This is a genomic window from uncultured Aquimonas sp. (assembly GCF_937888285.1).
Taxonomy (GTDB): Bacteria; Pseudomonadota; Gammaproteobacteria; order Xanthomonadales; family Xanthomonadaceae; genus Aquimonas.
Map to the genome: position 1 here is coordinate 60078 of NZ_CALART010000011.1, position 13991 is coordinate 74068.

At 67.1% G+C, this 13991-nt stretch carries 12 protein-coding genes; 6 read left to right on the top strand and 6 right to left on the bottom strand.

Features of this window, described 5'->3' with window-relative positions; translation table 11 throughout:
• The first annotated feature begins 50 nt into the window (after positions 1 to 50).
• The 3 genes from Q0654_RS02605 to Q0654_RS02615 all read left to right on the top strand — a co-directional run bounded on the left by Q0654_RS02605 (position 51) and on the right by Q0654_RS02615 (position 2071).
• Positions 51 to 515, top strand: coding sequence for a hypothetical protein (locus tag Q0654_RS02605; protein WP_298850189.1), 465 nt, complete (start codon positions 51 to 53; stop codon positions 513 to 515).
• A 61-nt stretch (positions 516 to 576) separates the two neighbouring features.
• A complete protein-coding gene (locus Q0654_RS02610; RefSeq protein WP_298850191.1) occupies positions 577 to 1071 on the top strand; it encodes a flavin reductase family protein in 495 nt (164 codons plus the stop codon).
• Position 1072: 1 nt separating this feature from the next.
• Complete coding sequence (locus Q0654_RS02615) at positions 1073 to 2071, top strand: multidrug resistance efflux transporter family protein (RefSeq protein ID WP_298850193.1); 999 nt, start codon at positions 1073 to 1075, stop codon at positions 2069 to 2071.
• A 36-nt stretch (positions 2072 to 2107) separates the two neighbouring features.
• On the opposite strand, the gene Q0654_RS02620 is transcribed toward Q0654_RS02615, so the two are convergent.
• The 5 genes from Q0654_RS02620 to Q0654_RS02640 form a co-directional block, all read right to left on the bottom strand.
• Complete coding sequence (locus Q0654_RS02620; protein ID WP_298850195.1) at positions 2108 to 5119, bottom strand: ligand-binding sensor domain-containing diguanylate cyclase; 3012 nt, start codon at positions 5117 to 5119, stop codon at positions 2108 to 2110.
• 345 nt (positions 5120 to 5464) lie between these two features.
• Positions 5465 to 7414 (bottom strand): DUF6311 domain-containing protein, encoded by a 1950-nt coding sequence (locus Q0654_RS02625; protein WP_298850197.1) that lies wholly within the window; start codon positions 7412 to 7414, stop codon positions 5465 to 5467.
• Positions 7415 to 7714: 300 nt separating this feature from the next.
• Positions 7715 to 8329: a methyltransferase domain-containing protein gene (locus Q0654_RS02630; RefSeq protein WP_298850199.1), complete on the bottom strand. Its 615-nt coding sequence runs from the start codon at positions 8327 to 8329 to the stop codon at positions 7715 to 7717.
• A gap of 118 nt (positions 8330 to 8447) precedes the next feature.
• Complete coding sequence (gene rlmKL / locus Q0654_RS02635; protein ID WP_298850201.1) at positions 8448 to 10601, bottom strand: bifunctional 23S rRNA (guanine(2069)-N(7))-methyltransferase RlmK/23S rRNA (guanine(2445)-N(2))-methyltransferase RlmL; 2154 nt, start codon at positions 10599 to 10601, stop codon at positions 8448 to 8450.
• Positions 10598 to 11128 (bottom strand): alpha/beta family hydrolase, encoded by a 531-nt coding sequence (locus Q0654_RS02640; RefSeq protein WP_298850204.1) that lies wholly within the window; start codon positions 11126 to 11128, stop codon positions 10598 to 10600. Before Q0654_RS02640 ends, rlmKL begins: the two co-directional genes overlap by 4 nt.
• 98 nt (positions 11129 to 11226) lie before the next feature.
• Here Q0654_RS02640 and Q0654_RS02645 point away from each other — a divergent pair, with 98 nt between their 5' ends.
• Genes Q0654_RS02645 through Q0654_RS02655 form a run of 3 tightly spaced genes read left to right on the top strand, consistent with a single transcriptional unit; the run spans position 11227 to position 13148 of the window.
• Positions 11227 to 11820, top strand: coding sequence for an N-acetylmuramoyl-L-alanine amidase (locus tag Q0654_RS02645; RefSeq protein ID WP_298850206.1), 594 nt, complete (start codon positions 11227 to 11229; stop codon positions 11818 to 11820).
• A gap of 59 nt (positions 11821 to 11879) precedes the next feature.
• Entirely contained in the window at positions 11880 to 12749 is an 870-nt protein-coding gene (gene tesB / locus Q0654_RS02650) for an acyl-CoA thioesterase II (RefSeq protein WP_091237748.1), read from the top strand.
• 3 nt (positions 12750 to 12752) lie between these two features.
• Positions 12753 to 13148, top strand: a complete 396-nt coding sequence (locus tag Q0654_RS02655; protein ID WP_091237744.1) for a hypothetical protein — start codon at positions 12753 to 12755, stop codon at positions 13146 to 13148.
• 171 nt (positions 13149 to 13319) lie between these two features.
• Here Q0654_RS02655 and Q0654_RS02660 read toward each other — a convergent pair whose 3' ends face one another.
• Complete coding sequence (locus Q0654_RS02660) at positions 13320 to 13817, bottom strand: MarR family winged helix-turn-helix transcriptional regulator (protein ID WP_298850213.1); 498 nt, start codon at positions 13815 to 13817, stop codon at positions 13320 to 13322.
• Positions 13818 to 13991 lie beyond the last annotated feature (174 nt).

Consider the following 13991-nt stretch of genomic DNA (forward strand, 5'->3'; position numbering starts at 1 on the left):
CGTGAAAGTTCCTCTATGCTGGCGCCGCCCAACCCTTGGAGTACGCCGCTATGAGCTTCGACCTTTTTATTCTTTGCCCCAACCTGGATCCTTCTGTCGCCGAGCGCTTCAACGCGATCCGACACCCGGGCCTGCCCGAGGGGCTCAAGATCGACCCTGATACCTGCACTGCAGACAACTCCTGCGTACTGATCGAGGAAAACGGCGACGAATGGGGCGAGCTTTACCCCGATCGCATCCGTTGGGCGAGCGAGCCGAACTGCCCGACCAGCATCAACTCCGAGTGGGTGGAACTGCACTTTCCCAGCCGAGGTGATCCCGATGTGTTCCATGTGGCGGCGGCCCTGGCCGAGGCTGCAAGGGGTTGGGTGTTCGATCCGCAGGGCGCGGCGCAAGAGGTCGACTTCCCCATCGGGGAGGATGAGGACTCGCAACACGCCGGGCACGGCTTCTACACTCCGGCCATAGCACGTCGCATCGGCGAGCTGCTGGCCACCAAGTTCCGGTGGGACTGATCGCACCAAACATCAGCGCCGAGGGCTACCATCGCCGGCCCGCATCCGTGTCGGCCTCACAATGACCAAACCCCACGCCGAACTCCGCCGCGCGCTTGGCAGCTTTGCCACCGGCGTCACCATCGTCACCGCGCGCGACCCCGGCGCTGAGGGCATGGCGGCCCACGATGTCGGCCTGACGGTCAACAGCTTCTCCTCGGTCTCGCTGGAGCCGCCGCTGGTGCAGTGGTGCATCGCCCGGCGCGCAGCCTCGTTCGAGGCCTTCCAGCGCGCCAGCCACTACGCGGTGCATGTGCTCGGCGCCGATCAGCGCGAGCTGTCGCAGCGCTTCGCCACCCACGGCATCGATCGCTTTGCGGGGATCGAACTCGAACGCGGGCCGGGTGGGCTGCCCCTGCTGTCGGGCTGCGTGACCCGCTTCGTCTGCCGCATCGTCGAGCGCTATGCCGGCGGTGATCACGTGATCCTGCTGGCCGAGGTCGAAGGCTTCGAGTCCTCCGAGCTCGAACCCCTGCTCTACCTGCGCGGCGCCTACCGGCGCTTCGCCCAGGACTGACATGCCGGCGAGCGCGAAGCGCGGCGCGTATCTCGCGATCGCGCTGGGTCTGGCTTCGGCCCTGTTCTTCAGCGCCACCTATGTGCTGAACCGCGCCGCCGCCGATGCCGAGGGCGACTGGCTGTGGACGGCCTGCCTGCGCTACCTGATCACCCTGCCGCTGATGCTGCCGCTGATGGCCTGGCAGGGCGGCGTGGCACCCGTGTGGGCGAGCCTTCGCCGCAGACCGGGGCCTTGGCTGCTGTGGAGCGGCATCGGCTTCGGACTGTTCTATGTGTGCCTCGCGTGGGCGGCCTCGACCGGGCCATCCTGGCTGATTGCCGGCAGCTTCCAGCTGACCGTAGTGGCGGGGATGTTGTGCGCGCCGCTGCTGTATCGCGACGCGAGAGCGCGCGTGCCGCCCGCGGTGTTCGCGGTGGCGCTTGCGATGATCGGCGGCGTGCTGCTGATGCAGTTCGATGCCGCCGGCGGCGCGCTGCGCCTGGGCGACTGGATCGCGCTCGGCGTGGTCGGGGTCGCCGCCTTCGCCTACCCGCTGGGCAATCGCGGCCTGCTGCTGCACTTGGAGAAAACCGGCGAGCGCTTGAACGCCACCCAGCGCGTGTTCGGCATGACACTCGCCAGCCAGCCGCTGTGGTTCGCGACCGCGGCGATCGCCTTTGCCCGCAGCGGCGCGCCGCCCGCGGAGCAGGTCTGGCTGGCCGGCGGCGTCGCCCTGTTCGCCGGCATCATCGCCACCGTGCTGTTCTTCGAGGCCACCGGTCGCGTGCAGGACCAACCGGGTGCGCTGGGGGCGGTGGAAGCGATGCAGGCGGCCGAGATCGTGTTCGCTTCGGTGCTGGGCGCGCTGCTGTTTGCGGAAGCCCTGCCCGGAGCGACGGCCTGGACAGGGGCTGCGATCGTGATGGCCGGCATCGTGATGCTCGGCCTGCTGGCGGGCCGCGAAGCGGCAGGACGTGAGGCGGCGCTCAAGGCCCTGCGCTCCGATCGCGGCGGCTGATCCCCGCGCACGCAGACGGGGCACGTCCACGGCCGACTATTCGGTGGCGGACAGCACCACGCGATTGCGGCCGCCGCGCTTGGCCGCGTACAGCGCGGCATCGGCGCGCACCAGCAGCTGCTCATGGCTGTTGACACCCTCCTCCGAAGCCAGGCCGATGCTGACGGTCAGGCGCAGATCAGGGTCGATGTCCTCGTAGCGCTGCTCCTCGAAAGCCGCGCGCAGCCGCTCGCAGACGCCCTCGGCGTCCTGCAGGCGCGCCTGCGGCAGCAGCAGGGCGAACTCCTCGCCGCCCCAGCGTGCGATGACATCCATGCCGCGGCACTGGCGCTTCATCAGCTGGGCCAGACGCACGATGACGGCATCGCCGGCCGCATGGCTGTAGGTATCGTTGACCCGCTTGAAGTGGTCGATGTCGATCATCGCGAGGCACAGCGGCGTGCCCATGCGGCGCGCGCGGCTGAACTCGCGGGCGGCGGTTTCGTCGAAGGCGCGGCGGTTGGCAAGCCCGGTGAGCGCGTCCTCGCGGGCCTGTCGCTCGAAGGCCTCGGCCTGCTCGCGCAGCTGCTCCATCAGCCGGGTCTTGTCGGCGTCGGCGGCCAGCAGGCGCTCGGTCGAGGCGCGCAGCTCGGCGGTCTTGCGCTCCACGGCGGCCTGCAGGCCTTCGGCGCGGGCCCGCAGTGCGCGCACCCTCAGGCGGTAGACGGCGAAGGCCAGCGCCAGCATCAGCAGGGCGATCAGGGCCTGCACCGCAGGCCGCTGCCAGGGCGCGGGCAGGATCTCGAACTCGAAGCTGGCCTCGGGTGAGTCCCAGGCGGTGCCGGCGTACGCGGCCTGGGCACGCAGCCGGTAGCTGCCCGGGGCGAGGTTGGTGTACTCGACCGCGTGCAGGCGCCCACGTTCCACCCAGTCGGTGTCGAAGCCTTCCAGCCGGTAGCGGTAGCTGATCCGCTCGGGCATCACGAAGCCGAGCCCGGCGACGCTGAAATCGATGCGGCTGGTGCCGGGCGGCAGCTGGGCGGGACGATCCAGCGGCAGCTCGCGGCCTTCCGCGGCGGCGCGCTCAAGCACGGTCGGCAGCGGCCGCGCAGTACGTTCGGCGAGGCGCTCGCGGCGGATGCGGACGGCGCCGATCGCAGTGCCGATCCAGACATTGCCCTCGGCATCGAGATCGGCCGGTGGGCTGCCGGTATTGCACTGGCTGCTGGCCATGCCGTGCGATTCGTCAAACAGGTCAGCGGTGAGGCGCGGCAGCCTGCCGCCCAGCACCGCCAGCGCGTCCTCGCGGCGAATGCGCACGGCGCCGCGATTGGTCGACAGCCAGAGGTGGCCACTGCCGTCGGCGAGCGCATGGAACACCTTCTCCATCGGCAGGCCCTGGGCGCGGCTGATCAAGCCAAGACGGCCGCTCTCCGGATGCAGGCGCATCAGGCCGCGATCGCTGGCCACCCACAGCGCGTCGTCCGCGCTGTCGGCGGTGATCGAGAATACCGAGCGCGCATCCGCAGGCAGGGCCACCCCAGCCTCCGCGCGACTGCCGTCGACGACCCGATCCAGACCGCGGGTGGTGCCGACCCAGATCCGTCCGTCAGCGTCCTCGTGAAGCGTGTTGATGAAATCGCCAGAGGGACCGACCGCGATCGTGCGCGTCTGCTCGGCGCCCGGGTCGAGCACGGCGAGCCCGGCAATGGTGCCGATCCACATCGCACCTTGGCGATCGACCACCAGGGCCCGCACCTGGTTGTAGGCCAGCCCGCGGCGTGTATCGATGATTTCAAGCACACGACCGCCGCGCGCGCGCAGCACGCCGCGGTCGAAGGTGCCGACCAGCAGGCTGCCATCGCGATCCTCGGCGAGGCTCAGCACCGAGGCGCCGGCGAGGCGCGGATCCTCCGGCGGCGGCTGCAGGCGGCCGTCCTTCCAGAGGTTCAGGCCGCGGCCCGTGCCGATCCACAGCTCGCCAGCCGAGGTTCGCAGAACTGCACGCACGAAGTTGTCGCTCAAGCCCTGGGCGTCGACCAGGGTCGAAAACGGCGCTGAGCCGAGCCGCATCAGACCGCCGTTGGTGGCGGTCCACAGGGCGCCTTCCTGGTCCAGCAGCAGGGACAGCACGCGGCTGTTGGGCAGGCCCTCGGCCGTGCCCAGCGTCTGCAGCTCGCCGTCCAGCAGGCGGCCGAGGCCATCCACCGCAAGGCCGATCCAGAGCGCACCGTCCGGCCCCTCGACCATACGGAACACGCCGCGGCCGCTGAGCTGCGGGTGCAGCGGCTCGAAGCCACTGGCGTAGTCCGCACTCAGGGTGCGGAACGCGCCGCGCGCGGTGGACAGCAGGATGCGTCCCTGCCGATCGAGATTCAGGCCAAGCACTGCGGGATTGCCGCCGTCCTCGCTGTAGCGCACCTCGATGGCGTGTTCGCCCTCGATCCGCACCAGTCCGCCAGAGGTTCCGGCGAACACGCGGCCGGACGAATCCATGACCAGCTCGAACACGCTGTCGCCCAGCATGCCCTGGGCCCGCCCATAGGCGTGGCGGCTGCCGTCCGGGTCCACGCGCAGCAGGCCACCGCCTTCCTGGCCGACCCAGAGGCGGCCGGCGCGGTCCAGCAGCAGGGCATTGACGAAGGCCGAGGCCGGCTCCAGCCGGGTCCACTCGCCGCGGTGGTAGCGCAGCAGGTCGCCGCGCACGCCGCCGACCCAGAGCCCGCCTTCGTGGTCCACATGCAGGCTGCGCATGGCGACGTCTTCCAGCGGCGGCAGCTGCTCACGGCCGAACAGCTTGAACTCGCGGCCGTTGTAGCGGGCCACGCCTTCCCAGGTCGCCAGCCAGAGGTAGCCGTCGGCGGTCTGCGCCAGCGCATTGATCGAGTTGTGCGGCAGGCCTTCGCGGGTGGTCCAGGTGCGCCGGGCCAACTCGTGCAGGGCCGCAGCCGGGGGCGTGGACTCCACGGCGTCCTCCACCGCCTCCTGCGCACGGGCCACGGCGCCGCCGAAGTGCAGCACGAGCAGCAGGATGGACAACAGGAAAAGGACGGAAGCGGGCGCGCGCATGGTCGGGAACCTTCCTTGCAATTGATGGACCAGAACGGGCGTCAAGGTCACAGCGCCCGGCGCACAACACGCGTAGCGGCCCACCGGAGAGGTTGGCCATAAGTCGCCTTAGGAACGCCGTGCCGAACGCCGATGACTTCTTTAGTCAAACGGACCATCAAAAGAAAACGGCGACTCAGAGCTCAATCAGCAACAAGGTAAAGACGCCCGAGTTGCTGGCAGCCGCCGGACACGGAAGGGCCACGTCCAGCATCTTAAACGGCGCCTCCCAAAGCGACCACTGACCCAACATCTGGCAGCAGAGCCCACCTTACAACCAACTGAATAGCACTTACAGTGCATCAATCAGTCAAGCTGACCCACGGTGATACTGCTGACGGCATTGTGAGCGATATCCGAGCTCGCGCTCACAGAGCCTAGAACACTGCAGACGACGTAGTCGCCCTGATCTTCACAGTTAAAATTCAGCGGTACACGCGAGCGAAGTTCGGCCCAAAACGGATCTCCGAGCACATAAACGCTTCCAGGATCCCATTGACCATGCATAAGCTTCTGAAACCGAGAATTACAGTCTTCCCGGAGTGCTCGACCGTTGTATCTCGCCAAATAGGCACTATTGACCAACAAACCATACTTGAGTGCGATTCTAGCTGCCTGCATGTCGTCAATCGGAACAGATCCGCACAAGCGCGCGGGTAGCAGCACGAGTTGTCGACGGCCGACCAACCGATCAACCCAAGCAGGCTCCTCGAGACTATTGACAACCCCTTCGCGATACAATACGTCACCAGCACGCTCACGGGGAGCAAGCTCCACTAGCTGCAGCACAAGGGCCGCCGGAATGACCCAGAACGCAAACCGCATCCGTGAAGACAAAACCAACAGCGCGCCAACCAGCAAAGCGTACAATGGGATCCAGACAAATCGCCCACTCGCGTGAAAAATCTCCAGAATTCTGGGAGTAGCGAAAGAAAGGTCGAACACCACCCAACTACCGATTGCAGGCCGCGGCCCCACCGCGAAAACAGCAGCAAGAAGCATCAGCATACCGAGCCAGAACCAAGAGGCAGTTCGAAAGCGCAATCTCAAATCAGGATCGCGCCACAGGAGCACGGCAGCGGACAGAATCATCAGCCACCCACCCGAACCCGGATACGCTCGCCCTTCGAACTGCCCGTCACTTGATAGCGGCAGGCCTCCGAACCAACGCGAAGCCCCTCCCGAATCAATTGGCGCCAGAAGATTGCTGGAGTAGGCACCCATCTCGACCCCAGCCATAGAACTGAGACCGCGCAACACAAAAGCACCAGACAGATACCAAAATAAAACCAGAACTCCAGCCCCCCCAATGAAAATGACGCCGCGAAGTCTAACAACGTCTCCGTTAGGAGTCGTCAGAGACGCAACGAAGACAGCAAACAGCGCTAGCACCATGACAGCCAAATACGGGTGAACCAACGCTGCGGTTGCGCAAAGCAGATACCAAGACCAAACTCGCGCCGAATGGACTTGCGAGCGCTCAACAAGCAAAAGCCAGAAACCAGCCAACAGCAACCAGTGCCATGTCAGTGATTCATGCACGACTCGGTTTAAAAGGACGGGTTGCAGCACGAACACTCCGGCGGCAGCCAGGCTGAGAACGGGGGGAAGCCCAGCGCGCCACGCGAGACTCGCCGCCACACCCGCCTGCAGAACCCACGCCAGCAGTAGCACAACGCCAAGATACTGCACACTCGGAGGCAACCATTCAGAAATCAATTTCAGCCCAATCGCCATCAGAGGCAGCGAGTCCGTGTAAACGACACTACTACCCACGGGATAAGGGAAGTCAGTTATCTTGCCCGGAGGCCAAGCCCACGGGGAGCGGCGAAAATACTCCCAACCGAGGTGATGCTGGAGTCGATCGCCCTCTACGATCCAGCTCGAGTCAGTCGGCCATACCACGGACATTCCGACCTGATGCACGAAAACCACTAAGCCAAGACCACACCCCGCAACAAAGAGAAATGCACCTTGCATGCCGAAGCTAAGCGCACCAACCACACGATTAGAGTGGGTCCGATCAGCTTCTTCAATCAAGCCTTTTCGCCCGCGCGCTGAGGAACCGAGAAGCGCACCAGAGTGGCCACAAAACACAACAGTGAACGACAGCACAAGACCCAATACAAGCGCCACATAATCCAACCACCCAAAAACAGCAGAACTCAGCACCGAGATCAGAAACATCCCAGCAAAGACCACCATGATCGGTATAACGAGAAGTCGCAACCGCAGAGAGGGCATTAGAGAACGCATCCGTGAAAGACTCGCATATAGGCCACAACCTCTTGACAGATTGAACCTTCCGAACGACTGCACGAGACCGAGCAGGCACCCTTAAAGGAGTTTGCACGTTGCTCACCTGCATCCCAAGCAATGTGCCGCTGGGAACCCCTGAAACACCCGGATAGAGCGATGCAATGCGGCAACAGTTGCACGCGCTGTCAGCCTTCACGCATCCGCAATCTAACCACGCAAAACGCAGCCAACGCGCCCAAGAGCGAGTGAGGCACGAACCGTAATCGAGCGCCTCTGCCTAAGTTACTGGGAACACTGCTAAGCATGCCTATTGAAGACGTAGACCGTCGCCGGCGGCACGTTCCACAGGGCGACGCCCGCACGTTTGACCTGCAGCCCGAGCGCGCGCTGCACATCACGGCCCACCGGGCAGGTCGGCCCGTAGGTGAACTGGATGAAACAGCCGCCGGGACGCATGCACTCGAAGGCCGAGGCGACGATCGCCTGCTGGGTGCTGCGGCTCATCGACAGCAGGCCCAGGCCCGAGACCACGGCGTCCGCCAGGCCGCCCTCGGCGAAGCCGCAGCGTTCGGCCAGGCTCGCCAGCTCGCGGGCGTCTCCGCAGGCGACGTGGGCACCGGGAAAGCGCTGGCTGAGGTGCTGGTGCAGTTCCTCGTTGAGCTCCACCACCATCAGGTCGGACTCGCGGATGCCGTGATCCAGCAGGGCCGCGGTAAACACGCCGGTGCCGCCGCCCAGCTCGATCACTCGACGCGCATCGACGGGCAGCTCGGCCAGCATCAGCCGCGCCAGCTGCGCACCGGAGGGCGAAATCGCCGCAGTCGCCAGCGGATTGCGCAGCCACTGCCTGAAGAAGGTCCAGTGGTCGGTGCGCGCCGGTCTGCGCGAAGGTGTGTGGCGCTGGTTGGACATCGATCTCCTCCCCGATTCTCTACGGCTGCCCCGTCCATGGGCAGACCGGGCGTCGAGTATGACCGAAGCGTGAACACCGCCGCCACGGTGAACCTGGCGGCGGCAATTTGCATCGGGATCAGCGGATCCAGAAGGCCCGGTGGATCTTCAGGTCGCGGGCGAAGTCCGGCGGCACGGATGCGGGGCCGATCTCCTCGACCTGGAAGTCGGCCTCGATCCCGGCGTCCATGCGGAAGCGCCGGTAGTTGTTGGAGAACAGCAGCTGGCCGCCGGGCGCCAACCGATCCATGCACAGGCGGATCAGGCGGGCGTGGTCGCGCTGCATGTCGAAATCCGCCGCGCGCGCGGAGTTCGAGAAGGTCGGCGGGTCGCAGAAGATCAGCTCGAAGCGCTCGCGGTTCTGCGCCAGCCAGGCCAGCACATCGGCCTGGATCAAGCGATGACGCTCGCCGGTGTAACCGTTCATGCCGAGGTTGCGCGCGGCCCACTCCAGATAGGTCGTCGACAGGTCGACGCTGGTGGTCGAGGCCGCCCCGCCGGCCGCCGCATGCACGCTGGCCACGCCGGTGTAGCAGAACAGGTTGAGCACGCGCTTGCCGCGCGCCTGCTGGCGGATCAGCCGCCGCGCCGGGCGATGGTCGAGGAACAGGCCAGTGTCGAGATAGTCGAACAGGTTGACCTGCAGCTTCAGGCCGTCCTCCTCGACCGGCAGCCAGTGCCCGCGCAGGTCCTGCTTCTGGTAGCGCGTGCTGCGGGTCTGCGGGGCGCGGGTCTTGAGCGCGATGCGCGCGCGCGGCAGCTCGAATACCGCCATCGCCGCCTGCAGCAGCTCCGACAGGCGCCGCCGCGTGGTCTCTTCGGGGATCTCGCGCGGGGCCTGGTATTCCTGCACGTGCAGCCAGACGCCGCGGTCCTCGACCGGCGCAGAGTCAGCCGCCGTGTACACGTCGATCGCCGCCGAATACTCCGGCAGGTCGGCATCGTAGGCGCGGTAGCAGCTGACGCCCTCGCGCTTCAGCCAGGGTGAGAGCTTCTTCAGGTTCTTGCGCAGGCGGTTGGCCACCATCTCGGCGCCGGCCGTGAGCTCTTTCGGCTGCGCCGGGGCGCGCTCGGGCTGCTCGGCCACCGGCGCGAAGCGCAGCAGCGAACAGGCGATGGCGCCGTTGTACAGCGCATAGCGCTTCTCGGCGCGCAGGCCGATGGCCTGGCCCGGCGCCTCGTCGGCGACGATGAATCCCGCCGCCCAGTCGCGGCAGGGCCCGCGCAGCAGCGCTCCCAGCGCGCGGTACAGGCCGGGGTCGGCGGCGAGTCGCGCGTCATAGGGCGGATTGCTCACCACCAGGCCTTTCGGCGCGGGCGCCTCACTGATGTCCTCGAGCACGCGCACATCGAATCGGACGAAGGCCGAGACGCCGGCCACGGAGGCATTGGCACGCGCCGCTTCGATCACCCGACGGTCGGCATCCGAGCCGAAGAAACGCGGCGACAGGGACTCGCGGCCGATCAGCGCGCGCTCGCGGGCTTCGTCCAAAAGGCCCTGCCAGAGCACCGCGTCGAAGCCCAGCCAGCCCAGAAACCCGTAGTAATCGCGCTCCAGCCCGGGCGCGATGTCGGCGGCCATGCGCGCGCCTTCGATCAGCAGGGTGCCGCTGCCGCAGAGCGGATCGAACAGGGCCTGGTCCCGCATGCGCTGCGGCCAGCCGGCGCGGATCAGCACCGCGCAGGCGAGGTTCTCCTTGATCGGGGCCGCACCCTGCTCCAGCCGCCAGCCGCGGCGGTGCAGCGCGTCGCCTGACAGATCGATGGACACGGTGGCGCGGTCGCGCTTCACGAACAGGTTGATGCGCAGATCCGGCTGATCGGTATCGACCGAAGGCCGCTGGCCGCTGGCCTGGCGGAACTGGTCGACGACGGCGTCCTTGGTCTTCTGCTCGGCATAGCGCGCGTGCTTCAGCTGCGACTGCACCAGGCTGGCGTCGACCGCGAGCGTGCCATCGGCGCGCAGGTGCGCGCTCCAGTCGATGGCCTGCACGCCTGCGTACAGCGCTTCTTCATCGGCACAGGCGAACTCGGCGATCGGCAGCAGCACGCGGCTGGCCAGTCGCGACCACAGGCAGGCGCGGTAGGCGATGCCGATCGGGCCCTCGAAGTAGACGCCGGCCAGGGCCTCGCGCACGCCCTCGGCGCCCAGCGCCTTCAGCTCATCAACCAGCAGGTACTCGAGCCCTTTCGGGCAGGTCGCGAAGTAGCGGCGGATTTCGGTCCCGCTCACGATAGCCGCTCCAGAAAGCGTGCGAAGGCCTGCGCGCCGTACTCGACGTTCTCGGCGAGACGGTGGCTGTCGTCGACAAGCGTCAGCTCATCGCAGCGCGGCGCCGCCCAGGCCACCACGTCCCCCGCGGGAATCAGCTCGTCGCGCCAGCCGTGCAGGATCGAAGTGGGCACGCGCGCGGCATCGAGATCGCGATAGCCGGCGATGCGCACCGGCGGCGCCAGCAGGAACAGGCCACGCACCTCGATCTCCAGCGAGGCCAGCGCCGAAATGAAGGCGCCCATGCTGGAGCCCGCCAGCACCAGCGGGCCGCGGCCCGCGGCGAGCGCCGCGCGACAACACCCGAGCAGGCGCGCCAACCGATCCGGCAGGCGCGCGACATCGCGGGTGGCGTCGAGATCGAGGTAGTCGGGGCGCTCGCTGGTCCAGCCCATGGCTTCTGCGGCGGCGGCCAGCGCGGTGACCTTGGTGGCCTGCGGGCCGCTCTCCAGCCCATGCGAGAGGATGACGTGGCCGCGAGGGCTCATGCGGGTTCCAGCGCCCTGCGGCGGGCTTTCGAGATGGGGCCGGATGGTAGCATGCGGCCCGCTTCCGGCCTTGCGGAGCGCGCCCTGGAACGCTGTCGATGACGCCCGATCTTCCGCCCTTCGATCCCGCCTGGCAGGTTGCTCCGCTGGCCTATGTGGAACGGCTCGAAGCGCGCCCGATCGAGGCCATCGAGCTGGTGGTGATCCACTGCACCGAGCTGCCGGACCTTGCCGAGGCGCGCGTCGCTGGCGAGCGCGTGCTCTATCCGAGCGGCACCGGCAACAGCGGCCATTTCTACATCGACCGCGACGGTCAGGTGCATGTGTGGGTGCCTGTCGAGCGCGTCGCCCACCACGTGCGTGGCCACAACGCGCGCTCGGTGGGCATCGAGCTGGTCAACCGTGGGCGCTATCCCGACTGGCTGGCCAGCGGCAGCCAGCGCATGGACCAGCCCTATACCCGCGAACAGATCGCCGCCCTGCGCGCGCTGTTGCGCGAGCTGCAGGCACGACTGCCGAACCTGCGCGAGATCGCCGGCCACGAAGACCTCGATACCGAGCAGGTGCCGGCCAGCGACAATCCGAGCCACCTCGTGTTCCGCAAGCGCGATCCGGGCCCGCTGTTCCCTTGGCGCGATGTGCTCGCAGAACTTCCGCTGGCGCGAATCGCCGCACCCGCAAACGGCGATTGAACCGGGGCTCGACAGGCGGGGCCGTATACTTCGCGGCCAACCCGTCTGCAGCCCGCCCCATGCATCCCCTGGTATCGGAACTGATCGATCTGCTCCGCCTGGAGCGCCTTGAAGTCAACCTGTTCCGCGGCGAGAGCCGCGACATCGGTACGCGCCGCGTGTTCGGTGGCCAGGTGCTGGGCCAGGCGATGTCGGCGGCCCAGCAGACCGTCACCGCCGAGCGCGCCCTGCACTCGCTGCACGCCTATTTCCTGCGCGCCGGCGACATCGAGCATCCGATCGTCTACCAGGTCGAGAACTCGCGCGACGGCGGCAGCTTCTCGGTGCGCCGGGTCACCGCGATCCAACACGGCCAGCCGATCTTCGTCGCCTCGGCCAGTTTCCATCGCCCCGAGGACGGGGTGAACCATCAGATCTCGGCACCGGACGTGCCGAAGCCCGAAGACATCGATCCGCCGTCGCCGATCTCGGCCGAAGCGCTGGCGCAGCTGCCGGCGATCACCCAGCGCTGGCTTACCCGCAGCGGGCCTTTCGAGTTCCGCTCGGTGTATCCGCGCGACGAGCTGCACCCCGCCAAACGTCCGCCCTACAACCAGGTTTGGGTGCGGCTGATCGACCAGATTCCGGACGACCCGATCCTGCACCGCAGCCTGCTGGCCTACGTGTCGGACTTCCATCTGATCGGTACCAGCACCTTCCCGCACGGCATGTCCTACCTGTCGCGCGACATGCACATGGCCAGTCTCGACCACGCGATGTGGTTCCACCGCCCGTTCCGCGTCGACCAGTGGTTGCTCTACGCCTGCGACAGCCCCAGCGCCCACGGCGCACGCGGCCTGGCGCGAGGCAGCTTCTACACCCGCGAAGGCGTGCTGGTGGCCTCGACCGCGCAGGAAGGGCTGATCCGCTTGGTCGAGAAGGAGGGCTGAGGCATGCGCCAGATCTTCCGCTCGCGCCGGCTGGAAAACGTCGAGGGGGTGGCGCGCCTGCTCGCCGAGCATGGCATCGAGACCCACATCAGCCAGCCGCGCTCCTACAAGGGCAACCGTCGCCGCAGCTTCAGCTTCACCGACGACAACGCCACGGAGTCCGCGCTGTGGATCGTGCACGGGGATGACATCACCCGCGCTCGGCAGGTGATGGCTGACGCGGGTCTTCTGGAAACAGAACGCAGAGAGTCAGCCTTGGCCCTTGGAGGTCATAACACCCCGTTGACTCTTGAAAAGAAACGTGTCTCGACGGCCAGCAAAGTCCGCCTCGCGCTGCTGATCGTGGTCGTGGTGCTGGCGTCGCTCAACTTCGTTCGCTGGATGCTCGGTGACGGCTGAGACGTCCGCACTGCGGCTCGGGCCAATTCACTGAATCCCGCACCATACGCTGCTCGCGAGGACATCGACCTCCGGCGCTCCCCAAAAGCAGCGAGGCGACGCCATTGGCGCCGCCTCGCGATTCCATCTCGACGCGACCGGGCTTCCCGGCCGGGCGCATCGCTGTCGGGATCAGGCCGCCGGCAGCGGCGCGATCTTCGACAGCAGCTTCAGCAGGGTCTGGCGATCACGCGGCCCCAGCACTTCGAAGACCTTGTCGTCGGAGGCCTTGGCCACGTCGACCAGCTTCTCCAGCGCCTTCAGGCCGCGCGGCGTCGCCACCAGGCTGTGCGCGCGACGATCGCCAGGCATCGGGCGACGCTTGACCTGGCCACGGTTCTCCAACTCGTCGACCAGAACGACCGCGCCGGAACGGGCGATGCCCAGCGCGCGCGCCAGATCGACCAGCTTCAGGCCCGGGCGTTCGGCCACGATCATCAGCGCCATCATGCGGGTGGGGGTGCTGTCGTGCGCATTCAGCTGCGCGGCCAGCTCTTCGGAAGCAACCGACTCGGCGCGCCGCAGGGACAGGCCGATCAGGTCATCAAGACGGGAGGTACCGGCCGGCATTTCGCCCGCCTGCAGGTCGGCGGCTTCGTTGGCCGCGGCTTCAGCTTTTCGCTTGCTCATGTTTTTCACCGATGGGTTGAGGCACGTGGGCGATGCCGGGGAGCGTTTCCAGGGGTGTCACAGCACCGTCAAGGAACCGACCCGATTTCGCCTTGGGCACCGCTTATGCACATTCCGTTCCATACCAGCCTGCTCAGCGGTCCGTCTGTTTCGCGGCGTTCGCGACGCAGTCAG